The organism is Collinsella aerofaciens, from assembly GCF_040910325.1.
GTDB classification, from domain to species: domain Bacteria; phylum Actinomycetota; class Coriobacteriia; order Coriobacteriales; family Coriobacteriaceae; genus Collinsella; species Collinsella aerofaciens_BL.
On record NZ_JBDGAV010000007.1, the window covers coordinates 18,744 to 39,994 of the forward strand.

The following is a 21,251-nucleotide window of genomic DNA, read 5'->3' on the forward strand; positions in this document are numbered from 1 at the left end:
ACTGTCATCCTATTAGACAGTTCAAAAAATCAAATAAATAGTTCTTTGCTTTTCAACTGCCGCCCTATTTGTGACCATCCGAGAAGATGTACGGCAGCAAGGGCCGCGTCTTGTTCGGGAGGTTTCGCATGGAGTCGATCGTGGTGGCGCTCATAGGCGGGCGATGACGCTCGTTGGGGGTGGTTCTCCCCATCTCGCGAAGTTGCGCCGTGATGGAGGTGAAGAACGACGAGTTGACGAAGCGTGTCAAGAAGCACAACTGCCTAGTTGCGCGCACCTATCGCCTGGAGCAGAACGTGGCCGTGATCCGTCGCGACGTGGAGTCGCTCGATGAGAAGATGGGCGATGAACGAGTTTCTGACGAGCAACACCTGGGACTGACGCCTACTGCACTCCCGTGGTGCCAGGGGTGTTTGATGAATATCGTCATTGTGCATTACACGGCGACGAGTGCGAGCGCACGCAACAACCTGCTGTACTTTTCGCGATTCGCCGCGGGCGCATAGGCACACTACTTCATCTATAAGGAGATCTTGATGCGGCCGCCCGTTCACGAGCGCGAGATTAGCCCGTCCATGGGTTCGATATCTTCGCCGTGGGACAACGCGGCCACGAAGTCGCTCATGGGACTGGTCAAATCGCAGTGCGTGCACGCGCGGGCCTACGAGCCGCGGGGAGAAGCCACGCCAGGTTTGTTCAAGCATATCGAGTCCGTACGCAATCGCGCGAGGGTGCACACGGCGCTGGGGGATTAGGGCCCCGTGGAATTCGGGGAGGCCAACTGGCCGGAGGACGAAGACCGCCCGAAGGCGGCATAGAAGGTGTCAATGGAATCGTGAGGAGATTCAAATTCGCGACGTGAGCAACGCTAATCGTTCCGTGAACGCCCTTCACTCCAAGTTCTATGTATGTCCAGTGTGCGGCAACGTGCTCTCCGTCACAGGAGGGGCTGTCGTCTCGCGCTGAGGGATCGTGCTGCCGCCGCTTGAGGCCGAGCCGGCCGAGGGGAAGCACGCCATAGACGTATAATTCGTGGAGGACGAGCTGCATGTGTCGCTGGCGCACCCTATGTCGAAAGAGCACTACGTGTCGTTCATCGTCGCCGTCTCGCCTGACCGGATGCAGGTCGTCAAGCTCTACCCGGAGGGCGACGCTGCGGCAAGGTTCGGGAGGTCTAGGGTGCTCGATGCGTGCGTCTATTGCAACTGGCACGAGCTATAGTGCTATCCCGTTTGTCCAATGTGCTAGTCTGGGACCAATCTCGAGGCTCAAGAAGGAGATTCGATCGCTCTCCTGCGAGAAGACTCACCGAGTGGGAGTAAACCGACATCTAACGTTCGCGAGCCCCTGAACTGCACTAACGGGTCGGAGTTTTCGCTTGACAACCTTTGGGCAACCTTTGTGATTTCATGTCCCGTGAGATATCCATGCTTGCATTGTTGCAAATACCGCCACAATGCAAGCATGAGATGGTCGAAACCAAGTTCATATATTCATGTGCGAACGGGGGGACGTAGCCCTGTTCATACCAGGACCCATGTCGGCGCCGGTCAATGTCCACGATGCTTCTGCTTGCGCTTCAACTTCCGCTGCTCGAAGCGCGCCTCCGCCTCATCCGTGCGACGCTGATTCCTTGCTTGAGCCGACTCCCGCTTCATCGCTTCCCGCTGTGCCGCGAGCGCCTGCTACGCCTTGGTGCTCACTGCGGGCCGCTTAAGTGCTTTCGCCGCCTCGCGGGCGCGCCGCTTGGGGTTCTTCGCGGGCTTGCTTGTTTCAGTGGCCTTGTCGCCGAAGAACGAGAGCTTCTCCCATTCGCTTGTAACGAATCGCAGGATCTCCTCATCGGACGGCTCCGCGCCGAAGACGATGCGGGCGACGCCGTACTTTCCGCCCTCGACGTGCTCCGCCAGCCCGACCCAGAATTGACCGTCGTGATATACGGTCAGGGTGGACGACACGCTGATCTGCATGGTTGGTTCCTCCTTTATGTAGATGACCATGCAGAGAAGGGACAACCAAGGAGGCAGGTTACTGATGCGGACTCCCGCACGCCCACGACTACCCGACGGGGACTGTGTTTTCATCTCTGATGCCCGCATTGTAGCACGCGCGGATGCGCCCTTCATCGCTGCCGACATGACGTGGCTGGGATTCGTTCCTCGACACATCCTTTTGTATATTGCCTTCCCGGTTTCGAAACTTTAAATCAATTCGAGTTTCGAAACCGGGAAGGAGAGCGTATGTGAGAGGCGATATGAGCATCAACTTGATGCTTGAGGGGGAGCTCGCGTCGCTTCTGCCCATCGGGGACGTGTTCCCGAAGGTCCTCATCTCCCGCATAGGGCATGAGACCTGTACCCGGGAAGGCGTACTCGTGCTGGACCTCGCGCGGTGCTGCTCGGTGAGCAGGGGTTCTGAACACTGCGTAGGGATATAGCGCGACAGGGGGTGCAGCACCGTTTGCGCCTTGTCTAGAGAGCACGAACGAGAGATGTGGTCTGCGGACGACTGAATAGCTTCATCTGTTTTGGTTACAACGAAATGTGTGCCGCGCGCCTGCGGCATGAAGGAGGGAGATTTCTATGAATATCGTTGTATTGAGTGGTAGCCCGCGCAAGGGTGCCAATACCGACACCATGGTCGAGGCCTTTGCCGAGACCGCGCGCGAGGCCGGCCATACGGTCGAGGTCATCCGCGTTGCCGGCAAAAAGATTGCTGGTTGTCTGGGATGCCAGTACTGCTTTACCCATGAGGGCACCTGTGTGCAGAAGGATGACATGGCCGACGTGATCGAGCCGCTGAAAGACGCAGACATGGTCGTCTTTGCCTCGCCTATCTACTGGTTCGATATCACCGCGCAGGAGAAGGCCGCCATCGACCGCCTGTACGCCTTCGGTGCTACGGGCTTCCCGTTCACCAAGACGGCCCTTTTGCTCGATAGCCATAGCGAGGGCGTCTATGATGCGGCGATCGCTATGTATAAGTCAACCTGCGCGTACTGCAAGTGGGAGGATCAGGGCATTGTCACCATCAGCGGTATGACCGAGCGCGACAGCATGGTATCGTCGCCCAAGTTGAAAGAGGTGCGAGAGCTCGCTCGCAAGCTCGCCTAAGGACAAGAGGGGCGCATGGCAATCAGCACTAGCGGAAATGCTTGCTGCCCTTACCAGGAGGAATGCTGATTGCCATGCAACGATGCTCCCGCGGACAATTCCGGTGTGCTAAAACGCCTTCTCGTTCAAGAATTCTCTGAACGCGGGGATGTCGAAGCCGACGAGGCCACGCCCACGTTCCCCGATAACGCCGTCCTCGAGGAGGCGGCGTTTGTATTGGCTTGCGTAGTTGCTGGCGACGCCCATGCGTTTGGCTATCTCCGAGATCCTGCTGGGGCCAGAATCGGGCAGCATCGCGAGCAAAAACTCAATGTCTTTATCGGAAAGCTCTCGATAGGTCGTTTCGAGAGAAGCCCGATGCCATGCTTCTCGAGTTGCCTGAAGATGCCATTCATGCACGTGCGCCAGTTGCCCTGGGCTTCTTGAACATATGTCCAATCGATGCCCACTGGACCAATTTGAACGCCGTTCATGCGCGCGTGAGACTGTGAAAGGTAGCTATCTGCCGCTTCTTTGGTTCGCTCGATAATATCTTCGAGCATGCCTGGCATGGCGGAGCCATTTGCTGTACTCCATGGTGGCTCCTTTGCAAGTTTTGCTAATTTTTGCAACTTTTGCTAACTTTTGCGAGTTTTGCTAACGGCTTAGGACGGTGCGGGAAGCCCCCGTATCGTCGACATTTCCGAGGATGACCTCCGCAACGAGCGGGGCCCGGGGCGCAATATTGCTGCGCTCCGGGCCCCGCTGCTTTGTAAAACTATGGCGGTTCTGCCGTCGTCCTAGTCAAACAGACTCGGCATGTCGTTTTCTTTCATGAGGGCACCGGCGGAGGGCAGACTCTGCGCGGTGAACTTCTCGGCCGAGACGCCGGCGCCAAGGATCTCTTCGGTTGTGCCGACCGTGGTGACCGAGCGGCCCTTCTTGGCCGTAAGGGCCTGGACGCCCTGCGTGTTGGTGGTCGTCTTGGTCTTGAGCAGCGACGTGTTGAAGTTCATCAGGCGATAGTCGCTCGAGACCAGCGCGATGTCGCGATCCTCCTTGAGCACCTGGGCATACAGCAGCTTGCTGCCACCGTAGATGGCGTTCTTGAGGCGCTTGCGGTTGGTTTTGGTGACGTATCCGGCAAGTGCGACACGCACCACGCGGCCGTTTTCAAAGACAAACAGCACGTCGGCCTTGTAGTCCTCGGGGTCGATGACCCAGATGACGCTCTCGTCGGGTTCCATCTCAAGATCGGTCGGCAGGTACGAGCCCAGCTGGGCCGACTTGGTGTCCTCAAACGCCGCAACCTTGCACTTGTACACCTGGCTCTTGTTGGTAAACACGAGCAGCTCGTGCGTGTTGGAGGACGGGAACTCGATAAAGGGCTTATCGCCGTCTTTGTACTTGAGCGTGGTCGCCTTCTTGAGCACACGGTCCGTCATCTTTTTAAGGTAGCCCTCGCGCGAAAGCATGATAGTAACCGGGTACTCCTCGACCTCGGGCTCCAGGCTTACCTCGATAACCTCATGGGGCTCGATCCTGCCCGTGCGGCGCGGCATCACGTACTTCTTGTTGACCGCGGCCAGCTCGTCGCTGATGACCTTCTTGATGTTGTCCTCGCTGGAGAGGATCTCCTCAAGCTCGGCAATCTCACCCTCGAGCTTAGCGATGTCCTTGGTGCGGTTGAGGATGTACTCCTCGTTGATGTTGCGGAGCTTGAGCTCGGCAACAAACTCGGCCTGGGTCTCGTCGATGTCGAAACCCTTCATAAGGTTGGGCACGACCTCGGCTTCGAGCTTGGTGCCGCGGATGATGGCGATGGCCTTGTCGATGTCGAGCAATATCGCCTCGAGGCCGTGCAGCAGGTGCAGGCGCTCGGACTTTTTGCCCAGGTCAAAGTTAATGCGGCGACGCGTGGACTCAATACGCCACTTGACCCACTCGTGCAGGATCTGGCGCACGCCCATAACGCGAGGGTAACCATCGACGAGCACGTTGAAGTTGCACGAGAACGAATCCTGCAGCGTGGTCGAGCGATAGAGCTTGGCCATGAGCTTGTCGGGGTCGACACCGCGCTTAAGATCGATGGCGATGCGCAGGCCCGAGAGGTCGGTCTCGTCGCGGATGTCAGCGATCTCCTTGACCTTGCCCTCTTTGGAGAGCTTGACGATGCGCTCGATGATGACATCGGTTTTGGTGGTGTAGGGGATCTCGTACACCTCGATGATGCGTTCTTCGGGAATCCAGCGCCAACGGGAGCGGATCTGGAAGCTGCCAAGGCCGGTCTCGATAATCTTTTCCATCTCCTCGCGGCGGTAGATGATCTCGCCGCCGGTCGAGAAGTCGGGCATGGGCATGTACTCGAGCAGGTCGCAATCGGGATCCTTGAGGTAGTGCATCGTTGCGGTACAGACCTCGTTGAGGTTGAAGCCGCAGATATCGGACGCCATGGCGACGCCGATGCCTTTGTTGGCCGAGACAAGGATGTTGGGGAACGTGGTGGGCAGCAGGCGAGGTTCCTTCATGGCGCCGTCGTAGCTGTCAACGAAGTCGACCGGGTCCTTGTCGATGTCCTTGAAGATCTCGGCACTGATGGGGGAGAGCTTGGCCTCGGTATAACGCGAGGCGGCGTAGCTCAGATCGCCCGAATAATACTTGCCAAAGTTGCCCTTCGACTCAACGAACGGCGCGAGCAGCGCCTCGTTACCGGTGGCCAGGCGCACCATCGTCTCGTAGATCGCGGCGTCGCCGTGCGGGTTGAGCTTCATGGTCTGGCCCACGATGTTGGCGCTCTTCTGGCGCTCGCCCTTGAGCAGGCCCATCTTGTACATGGTGTAGAGCAGCTTGCGGTGCGAGGGCTTAAAGCCGTCAATCTCGGGGAACGCACGCGAGACGTTGACGCTCATGGCGTAGGGCATGTAGTTGACCTCGAGCGTCTGCGTGATCGGCTGGTCGGTGACCTCGGAGTGCAGGCCGATGACGTTCTCGGCGTTAACCTGCTTTTTCTTTGGCTGGTTCTTCGTCTTCTTCTTTGCCACGATATCCTCTTGAACTTCTTATGGGCCGTCGTTATCGATTTGCTGCTACTGCAGGTCCAGCTGGTCCAGGTATTCCTTGCCGTGCTCGGAGATATGGCGCTTGCGGCCCGCCTCGTCGTTGCCCAGCAACAGGTTGAACATGGTCTCCATCTTGGTGACGTCCTCGGGCTCCACCTTAATCAGGCGGCGCGTCTCGGGGTTCATGGTGGTGAGCCACATCATGTCCGGGTCGTTCTCACCAAGACCCTTGGAGCGGTTGATGGAGCACTTCTGGTCGCCGATTTCTTTGAGGATGCCGTTCTTCTCGAGCTCGGTGTAGGCAAAGTAGGTCTTTTCTTTGCAGTTGATCTCGTAGAGCGGCGACTCGGCGATATACACGTAACCCTCGTCGATAAGCGTGGGCACCAGGCGATAGAGCATGGTGAGCACGAGCGTGCGGATGTGATAACCGTCGACGTCGGCGTCCGTACAGATGATGACCTTGTTCCAATTGAGGTTGTCCAGGTCAAAGGCGCCGAGGTTCTTGATGCGCTTGTCCTTGATCTCCACGCCGCAGCCCAGCACGCGCATGAGGTCCATGATGATGTCGGACTTAAAGATGCGCGGATAGTCCTCCTTCAAGCAGTTGAGGATCTTACCGCGGACGGGCATAACGCCCTGGAACTCGGCATCGCGCGAGGTGCGAATGGCGCCCGCTGCCGAGTCGCCCTCTACGATGTAGATCTCGCGACGGCTCTTGTCCTTGGAGCGGCAGTCGATGAACTTTTGCACGCGGTTGGCCATGTCAGTCTTCTGCTGCAGGTTGGTTTTGATGCTCTGGCGCGTCTTCTCGGCATTCTCGCGCGAGCGCTTGTTGATGAGCACCTGCTCCATGATCTTGTTGGCGGCATCTTTGTTCTCGATCAAGTAGGTCGAGAGGCGTTCCTTAAAGAATGCCGTCATGGCCTGCTGGATAAAGCGGTTATTGATGGCCTTCTTGGTCTGGTTTTCGTAAGACGTCTGGGTGGAGAAGCAGTTGGTCACCAGCACCAGACAGTCCTGGACGTCTTGCCATTTAATGCCGCTCTCGTTTTTGTTGTATTTGCCCTGTTGCTTAATGTAGGCATCGATGGCGCTGGTCAAAGCGCTGCGGGCGGCCTTTTCGGGCGAACCGCCGTTCTCGAGCCACGATGAGTTGTGGTAGTACTCCTGCATCATGAAAGTGCGCGAGAAGCACATGCACGCGGTGATCTTTACGTTGTAGTCGGGCAGGTCCTCGCGGTCGCGACCGCGGCGGTCGGCCTCGATAAAGAAGGGCTCGGTAAGGTAGTCGGTACCGACCTTCTCGAGCACGTAGTCCTCGATGCCCTTGGGATAGCAAAAATCCTCTTCGGTAAACTCGCCATCGTCGCCCTCAATGCGCAGGCGGAAGGTCACGTTGGCGTTGACCACCGCCTGACGGCGCATGGTCTCGCGATACCAATCGTGGGGGATGCTGATGGAGGTAAAGACCTCAAGATCGGGGCGCCACTTGATAGTGGTGCCGGTGCGGTTCTCGTCGCTGGGCTCAATCTCGAGTGCCTTCTTCTTGGCGCCGACAACCTTACCCTTTTTAAAGTGCAGAGAGTACTTGTTGCCATCGCGCCAAACCGTGACATCCATGTACTCGGAAGCGTACTGAGTCGCGCAGGAGCCCAAGCCGTTGGTGCCGAGCGAGAAGTCGTAGTCGCCGCCCTGGTTGTTGTTATACTTGCCGCCGGCGTAGAGCTCGCAGAAGACGAGTTCCCAGTTGAAGCGCTTCTCGGAGGGGTTCCAGTCGAGCGGGCAGCCGCGGCCATTGTCCTCTACCTGAATGGAGCCATCGCGAAAGGCGGTAAGGGTGATGAGCTTGCCGTAGCCCTGGCGCGCCTCGTCAACGGCGTTGGACAGGATCTCGAAGGCGGCATGCGCGCAGCCGTCGAGCCCGTCCGAGCCAAAGATGACGGCAGGGCGCAGGCGTACGCGTTCCTCGTCCTTGAGCTGGCGGATGCTGTCGTTACCATAGTTTGCGGTGTTTTTTGCCATACTCGCTCTCTCGGTGCTCCTTTGCTGCGTTTAAGTCATATTGATAGTCAAGGTAGCATAGCCCAGCCTGTGGGCGATTCCAACCAACACGAAATCCATCGAACAATCGTTCGGATTAACAGGGATAGTGTTTAGTGATAGCGCGGCATTGTTAAACAAATTTGGATACAGATGAATTTTATTTAATAGGGATCTAGTTTTACTAAACAAAATCGAACGATGCAGATCGCACGAGCGGGCACATCGATCGACTATCAATCACGTTTACTCGGACAAAACCGAGTCGGTTCTGACCGAGTAAGTTTGAATAGCGAATCGAAATTGCTATGTCCGCATGGTGATGACAGACATGGTTTTCATAATGACAGATATAGTTGACATTGTCTGATAGATGCAATATATTTCTGTCATGTTGCAACGGATATTTGTCCATTATCACGAAAGGAACTTTATGCCAGGTAAGAAAAACCTTCGCATGAAGGCGGCGCGCGCGACGGCCGGCCTTTCGCAAGCCGATTTAGCCCAAGCCGTGGGCGTTACGCGCCAGACCATCGGCCTGATCGAGGCGGGCGGCTACAACCCCACGCTCAATTTGTGCGTGGCAATCTGTAAAGCGCTACGCGTTACGTTGAACGACTTGTTTTGGGAAGACGAAACCGACGCCGCCCCTAATACTCTTTAGGAGTTCACTATGAAATTTGAAGATCTGAAACTCGTGCAAAAGTGGCGTGAATATGCCGGCCCAAAGGATGAGCGCCTGGAGGCGGAAAGCGCAAAGATCTACAAGATTGGTTTCGTGCTGCTTTCGTTTGGCATGTTGATGATCTTTTTCTACCAGTTTATAGCTCGACAGGTCGCGTGGGTTCACAGCGACGCCAGTGAAATGCCGCATGGCTTTGCAACGCCGTTCGAGGTAGCCATGTATTTGTGGCTCGTTCTCGTGATGTTGATTTGCGCAGGACTGCAAACGCGGAAGGGCTATGTCGACACCAATCGTTTTGGGCAAACCGAGCATCTTCCTGTTGGATATTTTCTGCTTCTCAGCGGTCTTAGCGGCGCCGCGTTCGCGCTTGTTATTGCCGCAATGCGTTGTATCGCTGAGGCGCAGATCGTACCGCTCGAAAGCGTCTTTTGGTTGGCGAATCTGGCCACGGGCGTGTTCTGCGGTGCGACGATTTTCGCGGCCACGTTTGCTGGCCTGTGCGCAACGTTTTTCACGGCGAAAAGACGCCGTGCCAAGCTCGAGGCAGAACTCGACGGTACCGACGATATCTAATGCGTAATGGGCTGGCTCTGGGTATCCAGAACCAGCCCATTTGATGTTCGATGAGCCGAGTCGGCGTCTCTCGCAAAAGTAACTAAGAGCTAGCGAGGCCTATCCGAATTGACCTCATCGGCGGTGTCGTTTTCGAGCGCCGTGCGGCGGGCGCTGTAGGCGATAAGACCGGCGCCTGCCGCGGCGAGTGCTGCAGCGGCTGCCGTCAGGGGGACGTTGACATCGCCCGTGCCCGCAAGCGTGCCCGCTTTTCCGGAGCGCTTGTTATTGCCGTGGTCCTTGCCACTGCCGGAGCTGCTTCCGTCGGAGCTGCCTCCCGTGCCGGAACCGCCGCCACTCGAGCCGCCATCGCCGTCCGTCGTCATCGGGGCGTCGTGAAGTCCTGTCGTATCTGCGCTGTCGCATACGCCGACCTGAACTTCCGAGCGCTCGCATGCCGCGTCGGGCACATGAAGTTCGTGCAGTACAGCACCCAGCGCCGAGTTCGCGCCCGGTCGAATTTCTTCGAGCGTTGCGGGATCGAGCGCCACCAGATTACGCGCCTTCGCATACAGCGTTACGCGTTTGCCCACTTCGTCGCTCCAACTCTCGGGGATGGCGAAGCTCATACGGAACTGTGCCGTGCAACCCGGTGCCAGCACGGCGTTGCCGTTGTCGGCTACCAGCGGGTGCGTTGCAAAACGTGCGCCCAGCGTCTCGAGCGCGTACTTCACGTGTGCCGTATCGTTGGCCGAAGCGTCCTCGGCAAGCTCTGGATCGTAGATCGAAGCCATGCGTGCGTTCACTCCGAATCCGATGGATGCGCTGGAGAACGGCTGGCTGGAGCCCTCTCGGTACAGATCGATCGTGCCGGCGGTCAGTAAGGTGTTGCCGTCGTTTCGCACCGTGACCATGAAGGATTCGCCTGCTGCTCCGGGCACCACCGCGCCCGAGGTAGCAACGGCGCCCGTCGGAGTGGCACACGCCACCAAGGGCACTTCGATGTCGTGCAGCTCTGCCTCGCTCTTCTCCGCGCTCACAATGTGCGTGGCGAGCGCGGAGAGCATGCCTCCCGACGTCAAAAATGTCGTTATCTGATCGACGGGATGGTCCAGCTCGCACATCACAAACGGCTCCGTGAACAGATCGCCCGCCAAGGTGCTGGCGAAGATGCGGAAGTGCTTGCCCATCACTGCAACCGGGTTGCCTTCTTCGTCGTAGGTTTGTCCCACCTTGCCATCGGTGTTCTCTACATAGAGCACGCACCTGCCGTTGTTGCTTACGCTAAACGATGCCGGGCCACAGCCTGCGGCACCCACGGGCTGCGTTGCAAATGCCGATGCGCCTCGCGTCCACGTAACATGCTGCAGCTGCTCGTTGACGGTTGCCAAAAAGCCCGAATGTTGTGGCCACGGCACCGCGTGGGGTACTGTGGCATCTGGTGGCATAACGCCCCAACCCGCGATGGACTGGCCGATCACGGCATACGATGCGCAGCCACAACCGTTTGCAGTTTCGTATGCAACGGGCACCACCATTTTGCCGTTGATATTCTCGGGTACGCCCAGCTCGATGCTCGATGGCGCTTGCGGAAAGCGGAGGACCTGACGGAACGTGAGGCTGTCGCCCAAATCATCCGACCACAGGGTGAAGCACTCCAGCGCAACCTCAGCCTCGCTGCCGAGCGCCTTTTCTGCGGTGGTTCCGCGGCGGTGGAGGTAAGCGCCCGATAGGCGCCCGTCGACCAGCGTCTTGCCCACCGTGATGCGTGGACACTGCAGACAATGGTAGCCATCCTCTTGCAGGCGGCCGCGCGAAATGCTGCGCCATGACGTATGCGACACCACGCGAACTCCGCCGTTGCTTATGCGCAGGCGCACAACGGACAGTATGCCGGATGTGCTTGCCGTATCGAAAAGGGTGTTGTCGCCGTCGGGGCGCTCGCCCGAGACCAGCAGCACGTAAGCGTCCTGGTTTTCTCTTCCGTCCGTATATTCCACTACGTCGAAGTCGTAATCGTATATGCTGTCGCGCTCCACGTCGCCCTCGCCAAACCCAAGGGGAAAGTCCACAGGCGTGGGAGCGGACCACGTCCCGTTTGCCTTTGTGTGTACCACCAGGCGCGAGCGACCATTGTCGCCGTAGCGCACCGAGGCGATACGGAACAGGCATTCTACGCCGGCAATCATTGCCAGCTTCATGTGGGCTTCGCTGAGCACGCCAGCAAACAGCACGTTGTCGCTCGAGGGCTTGATGCCGCCACGCTCGTCCTCCGACACGCCGGCAGAATCGGCGTTCGGGTCGGCAACGGTGTTCGTTGCCTGACCGATGTAGGTGTACTCATACATCGGCGCGGCGTTTTCGTCGTTCTCTATCAGTGCATGGACGAAATGCTCGATCTGTCCCGTGTCGTCGCTTTCTGCATCCGCCTCGAGCTCAATGCGCGTGACCGCCCGATCCCAATCGCGCACGACAGGCGCGGCGTTTACGGCAGTGGCCTTAACCTCGGCGCGTGCGAGCAGCTCGGCGTTGGTGACGATGGTGGCCGATGCGATAAATTGCGGAACGCCGCCCGCCTCGATGTTGCCGGGCGTGCCGAAGCGGGCGTCCAGCGCGTAAGGCGTATCTCCACCCAATGCGAGCTCAGAGCGCTGGAGCGCATACTGGTCGCCATTGTTCACCGACATATTCCACGAATCGATGAGTGTGGGCCACGACCCCGACCAAGCCTTGGTGGTCCACTTGAACATTACGAACTGGAGTATCACATCGACATCGACGTCTGCACCTACGCGCAGTCGCGGAAGCTGGTGTCCATCCGCCTTCTCGTACCCAATGAACAGCGTGAGGGATGCGGCGCCGCGCACGGCAGACGAAGCGACGCCTGCAACGCCGGCGCCAAAGGTGACGGCGAGCCCGATCTGGATGGTGAACGAGCCCGACGTGTTTGAATAGTCGAGCGAAATGTTTTTAAAAAACGCCGCGCCGCTGCCGTGCGTGTGGGCACCCACGGCGAGCGCCAGTTTTGCCAGCACCCAGGGGTTGACGTTTAGGAAAAATGGCACCGGTCCTAGGGTAAACTGCTCGGTCCAATTGAGGTCGGTTCTTACCTGGAAGAGGGCCTTAATATTGCCGTATGCGGGGTCGTTGTTGTTACCCCAGGTTTTGCCCACCCAATCGTAGGCGAGCGAGCCGTACAGCTGTGTGGCGATATCCATCGTGAACAGCGGCGTGCAATGGTGGCGAAGGAGCTTGGTGTTTCTTGGATCGGTGCCCGAACCGGCACTCATCCTCTTGTACTGATTCCACTTCCCCTCCATCTCGTCGAGGTAGCGGTTTGCCTGCTTGGCGCCCGACTCGCGCGGCGATTTCTTCCAGTATTCCGGATCAGGGTTGCCCGAATCGTTCATATAGCTAGCTGGTTTGTACCCTCCGCCAAACAGCACGTATCCAGCAAACGAGAAATCGAACAGAATGGGAAATGTGGGCATCCAGCACGTGAACTTATTGCCGCCGATACCGGGAAACGCCGCGGGGAAATCAAACGGAGTGATCTCTTGGTCCATGGTGGTGGGAATGATGGTGGTCGAGCCCGATTCCGCCTTTGCGGCCGGCGCGGTGACAACGGCCATAGGGGATGAGAGCGTGTAGGTTTTGCCCTGGTAGTCGAGCATAAAGCGCAGCTTGCACCCTTCCTCCAGAAGGCCCGAAGCTGCATCGAGGAACGTGTCTTCGAGCGTGAACGTCGCCAGATTATCCGCGCCCGATGCGCTGGCCTTGATCTGGCCGATCTGCGTGACGGTTTCGGTTGAGCTGCCCGCAGAGGGCATCACTTTATTGATATGCAACGTTGCCTGCCCGCCCTGCGGCAGATGAGCCTGCACGGTAAAAGCGTGCGTGTCGGGCTGGTCGTTTGCTGCTTCGTCCGCTGGCATTGCCATAAACGTGGCGTCGGCGTACTGGATGTCCCATTCGTCGAACGTGAGCTGTCGAAAGTACGGCTCGCCATCGGAGAGCGGACGTGTGGGTGCGGTAATAGCGGTGCCGCCCTGGATACGCGCAAGGGGAATCTCGACATCGCGGTAGCCTGCCATGCTAATGGAGATGCCGCCGTTAAAGTCGTACGCGTCGAGAAGCGTTGCCTCGTCCACGTAGCCTTCCGAAAGCGGCGCGACCTCAAAGATGGCCGTGCCTTCGTCATCGGTCGTGGCGGTGAGCTGCTTGCCTGCGGCATAGCGCGATATGAGCGTGACCTGGGCACCCGTGATGGGCGTATTCTTGTTGGCGACGTCGACCACGACCACACCGAACATGGTGCGCGAGAGAACGAGCACCCTGAAGGGGTCTTTTTCGTCGGCATGGGCTTCGGTGGGTGCGAACGGCAATATGAAGGCGTTTGCGCTTCCCGGCACGCGCGGCATCATAATGCTCGCTAACGAGGACGCTCCGGCGACAAGTAACGAACGGCGATCAAGCATCTTGGGCTCCCATCCCGCAAGTATCGGTGGAAATAATCAAATTTTGCGAGAAGGCGCCCCGTGGCGGTAGTGCCGTTCAAGGGTCAAAATGTCCAAATTGATCGAGCGAAGCGCCGGGTTCCGGAACGCGTTCGATGCGCTTGGTAGTCCGGTCGCTAACGTAACATATGCGCGACCAGCTCGGCGCGTGTGCCGATGCCAAGCTTTGCGTATACGCCGGATAGGCGGTTTTTGACGGTGCCCGGCGATACTTCCATATGGCGTGCGATTTCGGCGTTGGTCCACCCACGACAGGCGAGCATGGCCATGGTGAATTCCGTGGTCGTTAGATCGTCGGCAACGTCCTCGCCCGAATCGGGGTTGTGGATGCGCCGCCAGCCGTAGCTGAAGCGGTACGTGATCTCGATGATGCGCGCGAAGTCGTCAGGGTATTGCGTTTTTAGGCATGCCTCGATAAGCCCCTGTAAAAGGCCGTGATGCTCGCCAATGAGCTCAATAAGGCCGTCGGGACGCGCAATGTTCCAAGCAACTCCGAAGTGCGTTTTTGCGGCGTCGATGTCCTTGAGGCTCATGCATGCCATGGAAGCTGCCAAGTGCAGGAACAGCTCCGAGATGGGATAACTTCCCTGTTTCATGATCAGGGCGTTTTCCGCCATGCCCAGGCTGCGGCCATATTCGCCGCGCAGGTACAGGGCATGCGCCATCACGTAGCTGGCGAACAGGCGCAGACCTTCGGGCAGATGCGCCGCAAGCGGATAAAACTCTTCGGCGGAATACGGGGAAGGCAAGTGCAGCAGGACGCTCGCGGCCGAGGCGAACAGGATATGCGTGGCGTGGACGGCGGGCGACTCCTCGTCAGCCGGCGTATCGAGGATGCCAGCAAGGCACCGGCGGGCGTCGGCGATACGGTTGAGCGACAGGCTGGCGTATCCGCAGATAAAGCATGCGGAATAGCACAGCGCGGGATCGGTGGCGTCAAGATAGGGACGCGCCGTCTTGGCAGCGAGGGCGGCCTGTCCGCGAAAGTACAGCGCTTCTGCCGTGGCGATGGTGCGTGAATCGGGGTCGGAAATGCCTGCAACCGCAGCGTCAATCTGCCCCGGCACAAAGGCGGTGCACATCAACGGCATGGGAACGCATGGGTAGCCATCGCAGTCCATCTTCCATCTCCCAACAGCTGGCAACAATGCAGCAATTGTACTCCTGTTGCTCGGGACTGGAATTTGTGGGTATCGCCGACGATTATGCCGAACGTATAAAGGAAGACTAGCGGCTCTCTTGAACCCGAGGTCGAAAGGGGCGTTGTACAAGGCATATGGGGCCGAGTGGAAGTGGATCAAAAGAGCGCTACTTGACGTTTCATGCATAATGCCAACCGCCCCGCGACATCACGTTCGCAGCGCGCAGGGGCCGGAGAATCTTCGCGATGAGAGTTGACGTCTAATACCTTGCATCGTATAGTGTGTATAGCATAGTATATGACGAGAGGAGGTGTGCGGATGGAGGCCCAGATGAAGCGCGGCTTCCTGGAGGCCTGCGTGCTCGCGGCCGTCTCCGGCGAGGAGTCCTACGGCTACCAGATCGTGAAGGACGTGCCGGCGAGCATGGGGCTCACGGAGTCGACGCTCTACCCGCTGCTCAAGCGCCTGGAGAAGGCCGGGTGCATCACGGCGCGCTCTGCCGAGCACAACGGGCGGCTGCGCCGGTACTACCGCATCACGGACGATGGGCGTGCGCGCATCGAGGAGTTCCTGGCCGAGTGGCCGTCCGTACGGGAGATTTACGCATACGTTGAGGGGGCGCACCATGACGCGCGATGAGTTTCTGGGCCGGTTGGGCGAGCTGCTTGCCTGCCTGCCGGCCGAGCAGGTGGAGGAGACCAAGGCGTTCTATGCGGAGGCCATCGCCGACCGCATGGAGGACGGTATGAGCGAGGAGGAGGCCGTGGCCGCCATGGGCGCCCCCGGCGAGGTTGCCGAGGCCACGCTCGACGACCTGCCCGCCGTGCCGCGCGCGATCGCGAGGACGCGCCGGCGCAGCACCGCGCTGCTGTGGGTGCTGACCATCGTGGGCTCCCCGGTGTGGGTGCCGCTGCTCGCCGCCTTCGCCGCCGTGGCCGTCACGGTCTATATCTGCATCTGGGTGCTGGCGCTCTGCGTGTGGATCGTCGCGGCGGCACTCGGGGGCGTGGGCGTAGTTGAGCTCCTGCTTGCCGTAAGCGGCGTCACCATCGGCCACTTCCCGTACGCCCTCGCCTCGGCGGGCGTGGGGCTCGGCCTCGTCGGCGTGGCGCTCTTCGTTGGTGCTGGCGCTTGGGCCGCCTCAAAACAAATTGCGCGCCTCTCGGCGTTCTGGGCGAGGAAGGCCGCCTCGCCCTTCTGGAAGGGTAAGGGCGAGAAGGGCGGCGCTGCCGCGCATCTCGCGGCGTAGAAAGGAGTGAGTACCATGACCAGCGCGAAGAAGATCTACCTCGCCGTGGCGGGCGGGCTCGTTGCCGCGGGTGTTGTCCTCGCGGGCATTGGCTTTATCGCTTCGGGTTTCGACCCGGCCGTGTTCACAACCCAAATCGACACGCGCGACAGCACCATCGTGCTCGGCGGCGTCGAGGTGGACGACCCGACGGGCCTCCCCCTCATCGAGCAGCTCGCCGGAATCGGCGAGGTCGACACCTCCGGCATCACCGCGTCCGAGTCCCCTGCTGCCCCGGAGGCGCCCACCGCTCCCTAAGCATAGCGTGCCCGGACGCCCCGTCCGTCGGGCTGTGCAAGCCTGTGGAACCCGGACCTCAACCCCAACCCAACCGGCCTCGAGCCTGCGTCGATTCGCTCCCCGTCCCGCGCGGGGGCCCATGACGCATACCCAAAATCCATCCGAGGAGAAAGGAACGCAATGACGACAGCCATGCCCCTCCGCCTTCACGGGGTCACGAAGGCGTACCGCGGGAGGACCGTCCTCGACCCCATCGACCTCGCCCTCGAGGCGGGGCGCGTCTACGGGCTCATCGGCGAAAACGGCGCCGGGAAGTCAACGCTCATCTGTATCGTCACTGGCACCGCCAGCCCCAGCTCGGGCTCGGTTGAGCTGTTCGGCGAGCGCGGCGGGCGCGGGCTTGCCGCCGCCCGGAGGCGTATGGGCTACATGCCCGACGCGAGCTCGGCCTACCCGGGGCTCTCTGCGCGGGAGAATGGATTTGCAACGGTTGCTTAAACATTTTTTACAGGGACAGCCCTGCGTTCCTGAACTCAACTGGGCTCATGTAGACCAGTGTCGAAGGGGCAGTCGCCCCAGTCCGCGTACCAGACCTGTGTGCCGCCGAGGGAATACTTCCTCCAGTAGGGCCAGTGCGGGACGTCCATCCTCTCTTCCTTTCGGGGCGTCAGGCGCCGGGCCCAAGGCCGCACCTGCGCCCCAGCTCCGCCACGAGGGCGTCGTTGTCTCTGACCGAGACGATGGCGTCGCCGTCGTAGGGCGCCTCGATGTAGACGCGGTCGAGCGAGTTGGCCGTCCCCGCCCAGAGCGTCCTGGTGCGCCGGACGCCCCGCACGTGGGCGTAGGGTATCACCGAACGCGTCCCAGCGTACACGACGACGAGGCGGTCGCCGTAGAGCTCGAGGCGATTGCTGCGGACGGGAAGGGCAGCCAGGGCCACGAGGGCCGGGATGGGCAGCAGCGCGAGCCAGCCCCATAGGAGCGCGGGACTCGAGCTCAGGAAACACGCGATACACGCCGCGGATAAACCGCCCGCCACAATCACCATGGCCGCTATGAACCACGGGTCTGTCCTGCCGGGGAACACCCGCTCCGGCCGCTCGCCCTTCTCACCCATTACGGCCCTTCCGTCTCTTGCACCCCTCCCGGAACTGTCCGCATCAGTATAGCCAATGCTTTTTCTGATTTGTCGAGAAGCCGGCATTTGGGGGCATTTTGGATAGCGAACAGTTCAAACAAGAAGCTGAGAAAATAGAACAAAGCCTGAGTGCCTTGAGAGTCGCCGAGCGCAATGCAGTGATTCCCTTTATGAACGGCGACTTTACCCAATGGGATCTATATCTGGCATCCTCCTCTGAGTATGCGATGAGACTGATAGACGGATTCATCTCCATGCTCGAGTCGAGGAATCTTGTTTGCGTCGCCCAGCTTCTCCGCGCACAGGTTGGAGTCTGCCTGCGGACATTCGCATTATTCGCCGCCGAAGACCAGGATGACTTTCTCCCAAAAGGCTGCCAAGTACCATGGCGTGAGCGTTGGGGTAGCCATCATTCAGCGTGGATACATCCGGATGCGCATAGATCCAGACGATTCCAACGTTCTCGTATTTCCCGTGCAGGTAATCGAAGAGGGCAAGCGACACCATACAGTTGCCGCCGACGGTCACGACTCTGTCGGGGTTTTCTGCCGTAAGCCTCCTCTGCGCATCCTGAATCCCCGCCAGGACTTCGTCCTCGGCATAGATGCGAACTGCCTCCCATTTCTCATGTTCAAGTTTTGGGACGCGTTTCACAATGCCGAGTGGGACCCCTGGACAGTCGGATCACGTGGTGGCCCCCTTTGAGAGGGTCACGAGCATCACGGTTCCGTCCTCGGAACTTGCTTCGACCTCTACGGCGCCACCGTGAAGCGCTGCAATCTCCCAGACGAGCGCCAGTCCGAGCCCTGCGCCGCCGTATGCCCTGCTGCGGGATTTGTCTAGACGAAAGAACGGCTGGAAGATGCTCTCTCGGTACTGCTTGGGTATTCCCGGGCCCTCATCTTTGACTCGCAGGAGCACGCGGCTGTCGCTGTCGCTGATGGAGACGTTGACAGTCGAGCCGGAGCGGCTGTAACGGATGGCATTTTCGACCAGGTTGAACACCAGCCGATAGAGGAGCGTATCACTTCCGATTGTCAAAGCGTCTCCGGCGCAATCGAGGGTTACGTCCTTATTCTCGGCAAGTGGCGCAAGGTCGGTGAGGACCTCTTCGGACAAGGGACCGAGTTCAACATCGTCCTCGCAAGGAACGCTGCGGAGCTCGCTCATCTCGAGCAATACCTTGGTCATTCGAGACATGCGCTCAGTTTGTTCTTGTAGCAGGCCGAGCAGCTCGGCTGTTTCGGGTTGCAAACCGGAGTGCTCGGAGATGAATAGTTCAATCTGTGCTTGCATAAGGGAGAGCGGGGTGCGCAGCTCGTGTGCGGCGTTGCCGGTAAACTGACGCTGTGCAGAGAACCCTTCGCAAAGACGGGCAATCATGTCGTTGAAAGAGGCGCTGCATCGTTGTAGCTCGGTGGGCACATCTTCGCTGAGCTTAATTTCGCTTAGGTTGTCAGGCTGCACGCGCTCAACCTGGGCCGCAAAAGCCCGCAGCGGTTTGAGTGCACGGCCGCTCACAAAGTATGCCAGCGCGCCGCCAAGGAGTGTGACTCCAGCCGTGATGTACCAGGTTGTCGTGCCAAAAGACTCTTGTGCGTCGTTTACGACGACCGTGACCTCGTCATCGAGGGCTGCTTGTGTTGGGTCGAACACCTGGGGCGAATCCGCGCCGGCAGCGTTAAAGGCCGAGATGTCACTGCCGATGGCATCCATATAGCGCATACCCGTATAGCCGACCAGGCAGTTCGTCAGCACGCACGCCGCACACGTCAGCAGCGCCGTCATGATCGTTATGCGCCATTGCAGCGAAAGCCTTTTCATTCGCTATCCTCCATAACGTAGCCCTCTCCAATCCGATTGCGAATCGGGTCGTATCCCAAAGCGCTGCGCAACTTTTTTCGGAGCGACGAGATGTGAACGCGGGTTGCGTTGCTAAAGCTGTTCACGGTGCTATCCCAAACGTGCTCGATAAGCTCCTCTTGGCTTACCGGTCGCCCCTGATTAAGCATCAGGTATTCCAAGATTCCCGTTTCCTTGCGCGTAAGAGATAAAGCCTCGCTGTCCACAGAAGCGATGCGCGCCTTGGTGTCAAAGCTGAGCTTTCCGCAGGTTAAAACTATGTCGCTTTGTGTAAAGCGCCTGAGGGTAAGGCTGCGAATCCTTGCCGCAAGCTCGTCCAGATGAAACGGCTTGGTGAGGTAATCGTTGGCGCCGGCATCGAGTCCGGCGACTTTATCGGATACTTCGCCACGCGCGGACAGAATCAGCACCTTGGTCTCGCAGTCGGTTTTCCTAAGTTCCCTGAGCACGGTCATGCCATCGATACGGGGAAGGTTGAGGTCGAGTACCACGAGGTCAAAGACTTCGACGCCCAGCAGGTCGAGCGCCTCCTGCCCGTCGTGGCAGCAGTCGACGCTGTACGCCAAGTTTCGCAAGCTGTGTGCGATTGCATCGCACAGTGCTCGCTCGTCTTCGACGATCAAAATACGCATAACAGTCTCCTTGCACATTCCAAATCGCGCTTAACACGGATTTTATAGTCGATATGGTCCAATGGTCACGTAACGAAAGGAGTGGTTGGGTTGTTCAAAGCGGTAAAACCCGTGGTACAGGTCGCTTTGTTGATCGTCGGAATTGCCATGGTGTGCTTTGGTGTTATGCGTGGCGAGGCGGATGCCGTGCTGGCCAAAGCGATTAGGCTGTGCTTGGAGTGTATCGGAATTGGATAAAAGAGAAAACACTGCGTCGCATGTTTTGGCCCGATTTCGCGGATTCATTCAGGCGGCGGCAACACTTATTACCAACATTCACCTGCCAAACTTTGCCAAAGGCGGCATCTATCAGGGCGCGGGAAAAACCGTCTGCGTACCTGGACTTAATTGCTATTCGTGCCCCGCGGCATCGGGTGCGTGCCCCATCGGGTCGTTCCAGTCGGTGGTAGGTTCTTCCAAGTTCAACTTTTCTTACTATGTTACCGGTACGCTCATTTTGCTCGGCGTGCTGCTGGGACGCTTTGTATGCGGCTTTCTGTGCCCGTTTGGCTGGCTTCAGGAGCTGCTTCACAAGATTCCCGGCAAAAAGTTCTCCACGAAAAAGCTTAAGCCGCTCACGTACATCAAGTACGTCGTGCTGCTGTTTGCCGTGGTGCTGCTGCCCGTCTTGGTGGTTAACGACGTGGGCATGGGCGATCCGTTCTTTTGTAAGTACATCTGTCCGCAGGGCGTGCTCGAGGGCGCCATTCCGCTGGCCATTGCTAATGCCGGCATTCGATCTGCGTTGGGACATCTCTTTACTTGGAAACTTGCCGTTCTCATTGCCGTGGTAGTGCTGAGCGTTTTGTTCTACCGCCCCTTCTGCAAATGGATTTGCCCGCTCGGCGCATTCTATGCGCTCATGAATAGGGTGTCCTTGTTGGGGATTCAAGTTGACGCGTGCAAATGCGTCTCGTGCGGCAAGTGCTCAAAGGTTTGTCAGATGGACGTTGATGTGGTC

22 protein-coding genes are annotated in these 21,251 nt (G+C 58.9%); 12 read left to right on the forward strand and 10 right to left on the reverse strand.

Translation table 11 applies throughout. The features are described from left to right. Positions 1-209: 209 nt before the first annotated feature. Positions 210-506: a hypothetical protein gene (locus AB5Z25_RS04250; protein ID WP_368134886.1), complete on the forward strand. Its 297-nt coding sequence runs from the start codon at positions 210-212 to the stop codon at positions 504-506. Between the two features lie 526 nt (positions 507-1,032). Next, the gene (locus tag AB5Z25_RS04255) at positions 1,033-1,221 is read left to right on the forward strand and encodes a desulfoferrodoxin family protein (RefSeq protein WP_368134887.1); all 189 of its coding nucleotides are present in this window, start codon (positions 1,033-1,035) and stop codon (positions 1,219-1,221) included. Positions 1,222-1,685: 464 nt separating this feature from the next. Here AB5Z25_RS04255 and AB5Z25_RS10905 read toward each other — a convergent pair whose 3' ends face one another. After that, the gene (locus AB5Z25_RS10905; RefSeq protein ID WP_438265598.1) at positions 1,686-1,970 is read right to left on the reverse strand and encodes a YjdF family protein; all 285 of its coding nucleotides are present in this window, start codon (positions 1,968-1,970) and stop codon (positions 1,686-1,688) included. A gap of 284 nt (positions 1,971-2,254) precedes the next feature. On the opposite strand from AB5Z25_RS10905, the gene AB5Z25_RS04265 reads away from it, so the two are divergent. Continuing rightward, a complete protein-coding gene (locus AB5Z25_RS04265) occupies positions 2,255-2,437 on the forward strand; it encodes a hypothetical protein (protein WP_346973620.1) in 183 nt (60 codons plus the stop codon). A 145-nt stretch (positions 2,438-2,582) separates the two neighbouring features. Further along, the gene (locus AB5Z25_RS04270; protein ID WP_138374935.1) at positions 2,583-3,113 is read left to right on the forward strand and encodes a flavodoxin family protein; all 531 of its coding nucleotides are present in this window, start codon (positions 2,583-2,585) and stop codon (positions 3,111-3,113) included. A 108-nt stretch (positions 3,114-3,221) separates the two neighbouring features. Here AB5Z25_RS04270 and AB5Z25_RS04275 read toward each other — a convergent pair whose 3' ends face one another. From AB5Z25_RS04275 to AB5Z25_RS04285, 3 genes are all read right to left on the reverse strand, one after another. Beyond that, entirely contained in the window at positions 3,222-3,512 is a 291-nt protein-coding gene (locus tag AB5Z25_RS04275) for a DUF8462 domain-containing protein (RefSeq protein WP_147330594.1), read from the reverse strand. 380 nt (positions 3,513-3,892) lie between these two features. Further along, positions 3,893-6,133 (reverse strand): DNA gyrase subunit A, encoded by a 2,241-nt coding sequence (locus tag AB5Z25_RS04280; protein ID WP_368134888.1) that lies wholly within the window; start codon positions 6,131-6,133, stop codon positions 3,893-3,895. 45 nt (positions 6,134-6,178) lie between these two features. Beyond that, positions 6,179-8,176 (reverse strand): DNA gyrase/topoisomerase IV subunit B, encoded by a 1,998-nt coding sequence (locus AB5Z25_RS04285; protein WP_368134889.1) that lies wholly within the window; start codon positions 8,174-8,176, stop codon positions 6,179-6,181. 451 nt (positions 8,177-8,627) lie between these two features. On the opposite strand from AB5Z25_RS04285, the gene AB5Z25_RS04290 reads away from it, so the two are divergent. Continuing rightward, entirely contained in the window at positions 8,628-8,858 is a 231-nt protein-coding gene (locus AB5Z25_RS04290) for a helix-turn-helix transcriptional regulator (protein WP_368134890.1), read from the forward strand. Between the two features lie 9 nt (positions 8,859-8,867). Next, complete coding sequence (locus AB5Z25_RS04295; protein WP_368134891.1) at positions 8,868-9,452, forward strand: hypothetical protein; 585 nt, start codon at positions 8,868-8,870, stop codon at positions 9,450-9,452. Between the two features lie 89 nt (positions 9,453-9,541). On the opposite strand, the gene AB5Z25_RS04300 is transcribed toward AB5Z25_RS04295, so the two are convergent. Further along, entirely contained in the window at positions 9,542-13,909 is a 4,368-nt protein-coding gene (locus AB5Z25_RS04300; RefSeq protein WP_368134892.1) for a hypothetical protein, read from the reverse strand. A gap of 155 nt (positions 13,910-14,064) precedes the next feature. Beyond that, positions 14,065-15,069 (reverse strand): helix-turn-helix domain-containing protein, encoded by a 1,005-nt coding sequence (locus AB5Z25_RS04305; RefSeq protein ID WP_368134893.1) that lies wholly within the window; start codon positions 15,067-15,069, stop codon positions 14,065-14,067. A gap of 339 nt (positions 15,070-15,408) precedes the next feature. On the opposite strand from AB5Z25_RS04305, the gene AB5Z25_RS04310 reads away from it, so the two are divergent. The 4 genes from AB5Z25_RS04310 (at position 15,409) to AB5Z25_RS04325 (ending at position 17,116) form a co-directional block, all read left to right on the forward strand. Further along, entirely contained in the window at positions 15,409-15,729 is a 321-nt protein-coding gene (locus AB5Z25_RS04310; RefSeq protein ID WP_006234594.1) for a PadR family transcriptional regulator, read from the forward strand. Beyond that, positions 15,716-16,339, forward strand: a complete 624-nt coding sequence (locus AB5Z25_RS04315; protein ID WP_368134894.1) for a DUF1700 domain-containing protein — start codon at positions 15,716-15,718, stop codon at positions 16,337-16,339. The genes AB5Z25_RS04310 and AB5Z25_RS04315 overlap by 14 nt, the downstream gene beginning before the upstream one ends. 15 nt (positions 16,340-16,354) lie before the next feature. After that, complete coding sequence (locus AB5Z25_RS04320) at positions 16,355-16,636, forward strand: hypothetical protein (RefSeq protein WP_161155314.1); 282 nt, start codon at positions 16,355-16,357, stop codon at positions 16,634-16,636. A gap of 162 nt (positions 16,637-16,798) precedes the next feature. Beyond that, positions 16,799-17,116, forward strand: coding sequence for an ATP-binding cassette domain-containing protein (locus tag AB5Z25_RS04325; RefSeq protein WP_368134895.1), 318 nt, complete (start codon positions 16,799-16,801; stop codon positions 17,114-17,116). Positions 17,117-17,285: 169 nt separating this feature from the next. Here the strand turns inward: AB5Z25_RS04325 and AB5Z25_RS04330 are convergent, their stop codons facing one another. The 4 genes from AB5Z25_RS04330 to AB5Z25_RS04345 form a co-directional block, all read right to left on the reverse strand. After that, on the reverse strand, positions 17,286-17,735 hold the full coding sequence (locus AB5Z25_RS04330; protein ID WP_161155268.1) for a PH domain-containing protein: 450 nt from the start codon (positions 17,733-17,735) through the stop codon (positions 17,286-17,288). 267 nt (positions 17,736-18,002) lie between these two features. After that, the gene (locus tag AB5Z25_RS04335; protein WP_368134896.1) at positions 18,003-18,410 is read right to left on the reverse strand and encodes an arginase family protein; all 408 of its coding nucleotides are present in this window, start codon (positions 18,408-18,410) and stop codon (positions 18,003-18,005) included. 30 nt (positions 18,411-18,440) lie between these two features. After that, positions 18,441-19,580: a HAMP domain-containing sensor histidine kinase gene (locus tag AB5Z25_RS04340; protein WP_368134897.1), complete on the reverse strand. Its 1,140-nt coding sequence runs from the start codon at positions 19,578-19,580 to the stop codon at positions 18,441-18,443. Beyond that, positions 19,577-20,269, reverse strand: a complete 693-nt coding sequence (locus tag AB5Z25_RS04345) for a response regulator transcription factor (RefSeq protein ID WP_438265597.1) — start codon at positions 20,267-20,269, stop codon at positions 19,577-19,579. Before AB5Z25_RS04345 ends, AB5Z25_RS04340 begins: the two co-directional genes overlap by 4 nt. A gap of 147 nt (positions 20,270-20,416) precedes the next feature. Between AB5Z25_RS04345 and AB5Z25_RS10910 the strand changes: the two genes are divergently transcribed. Continuing rightward, positions 20,417-20,488: a CD1871A family CXXC motif-containing protein gene (locus AB5Z25_RS10910; RefSeq protein ID WP_254179316.1), complete on the forward strand. Its 72-nt coding sequence runs from the start codon at positions 20,417-20,419 to the stop codon at positions 20,486-20,488. Then, positions 20,481-21,251 (forward strand): 4Fe-4S binding protein (locus tag AB5Z25_RS04355; protein ID WP_368134899.1); only part of this gene is annotated, 771 nt, incomplete at its 3' end. The genes AB5Z25_RS10910 and AB5Z25_RS04355, both read left to right, overlap by 8 nt.

What these genes read in the sequence shown, in the direction of transcription:
- AB5Z25_RS10905 (WP_438265598.1), bottom strand. Translation starts at nt 1,970, where the DNA reads ATGCAGATCAGCGTGTCGTCCACCCTGACCGTATATCACGACGGTCAA.
- AB5Z25_RS04265 (WP_346973620.1), top strand. Translation starts at nt 2,255, where the DNA reads ATGAGCATCAACTTGATGCTTGAGGGGGAGCTCGCGTCGCTTCTGCCC.
- AB5Z25_RS04270 (WP_138374935.1), top strand. Translation starts at nt 2,583, where the DNA reads ATGAATATCGTTGTATTGAGTGGTAGCCCGCGCAAGGGTGCCAATACC.
- AB5Z25_RS04285 (WP_368134889.1), bottom strand. Translation starts at nt 8,176, where the DNA reads ATGGCAAAAAACACCGCAAACTATGGTAACGACAGCATCCGCCAGCTC.
- AB5Z25_RS04290 (WP_368134890.1), top strand. Translation starts at nt 8,628, where the DNA reads ATGCCAGGTAAGAAAAACCTTCGCATGAAGGCGGCGCGCGCGACGGCC.
- AB5Z25_RS04295 (WP_368134891.1), top strand. Translation starts at nt 8,868, where the DNA reads ATGAAATTTGAAGATCTGAAACTCGTGCAAAAGTGGCGTGAATATGCC.
- AB5Z25_RS04300 (WP_368134892.1), bottom strand. Translation starts at nt 13,909, where the DNA reads ATGCTTGATCGCCGTTCGTTACTTGTCGCCGGAGCGTCCTCGTTAGCG.
- AB5Z25_RS04305 (WP_368134893.1), bottom strand. Translation starts at nt 15,069, where the DNA reads ATGGACTGCGATGGCTACCCATGCGTTCCCATGCCGTTGATGTGCACC.
- AB5Z25_RS04310 (WP_006234594.1), top strand. Translation starts at nt 15,409, where the DNA reads ATGGAGGCCCAGATGAAGCGCGGCTTCCTGGAGGCCTGCGTGCTCGCG.
- AB5Z25_RS04315 (WP_368134894.1), top strand. Translation starts at nt 15,716, where the DNA reads ATGACGCGCGATGAGTTTCTGGGCCGGTTGGGCGAGCTGCTTGCCTGC.
- AB5Z25_RS04320 (WP_161155314.1), top strand. Translation starts at nt 16,355, where the DNA reads ATGACCAGCGCGAAGAAGATCTACCTCGCCGTGGCGGGCGGGCTCGTT.
- AB5Z25_RS04325 (WP_368134895.1), top strand. Translation starts at nt 16,799, where the DNA reads ATGACGACAGCCATGCCCCTCCGCCTTCACGGGGTCACGAAGGCGTAC.
- AB5Z25_RS04330 (WP_161155268.1), bottom strand. Translation starts at nt 17,735, where the DNA reads ATGGGTGAGAAGGGCGAGCGGCCGGAGCGGGTGTTCCCCGGCAGGACA.
- AB5Z25_RS04340 (WP_368134897.1), bottom strand. Translation starts at nt 19,580, where the DNA reads ATGAAAAGGCTTTCGCTGCAATGGCGCATAACGATCATGACGGCGCTG.
- AB5Z25_RS04345 (WP_438265597.1), bottom strand. Translation starts at nt 20,269, where the DNA reads ATGTGCAAGGAGACTGTTATGCGTATTTTGATCGTCGAAGACGAGCGA.